This window comes from Geodermatophilus sp. SYSU D00525 (assembly GCF_054050475.1).
Genome location: NZ_JBJGZK010000057.1, coordinates 1 through 522, shown reverse-complemented (window position 1 = coordinate 522; position 522 = coordinate 1). Strand labels below are relative to the sequence as shown.

Sequence of the window (522 nt, the reverse complement as noted above, 5' to 3'; positions counted from 1 at the left end):
ACGGTCAGACGCCGTCGGCACTCATCTCGAACCGCCACCCCCTCGCGAAGGTCTTGAGGCGGTGGTGGCTGCGGCACAGGCAGCACAGGTTGGCGCAGTCGGTGGCGCCGCCGTGGGCGTGCGGGACGACGTGGTCGACATCCGCCCAGCCGGCCCGCTGCCCGCAGGTGGGGAAGCGGCAGGTGCGGTCCCGGGTGTGCACGAACCGCCGCTGCGGCGCCGAGGGCGCGTAGGCATGGGTTGTGTCCGGGCGGTCGAGCACTGCGCAGTCGCAGTCGCAGTCGGCCTCGGCGGGGTGGTCGGGGCAGCCGAGCCGGGTGAGCCGGCGGAGCTGGTCCAGCGTGGTGGTGGCGCGCAGCGTCCCGTCGTCCTCGACCAGGGCCAGGGTGACCGACCCACCCTCGGGCACCCGCAGGCCCAGGGCGTCGAGCTGGGTGAGCAGTTCGCGCAGGTGGGCGGCGGTGATCGGCAACCCGTTGACCTGGCCGGCCTCGGTGCTGCGGCCGGCCAGCGCGCTGAGGG

The 522-nt window shown here is 74.9% G+C and carries 1 protein-coding gene; it reads right to left on the bottom strand.

Annotation, left to right across the window (positions count from 1 at the left end; all coding sequences use genetic code 11):
• Positions 1 to 4 precede the first annotated feature (4 nt).
• Positions 5 to 522: HNH endonuclease signature motif containing protein (locus tag ACI796_RS23125; RefSeq protein WP_456943559.1), on the bottom strand; the 518-nt coding region annotated here is incomplete at its 5' end.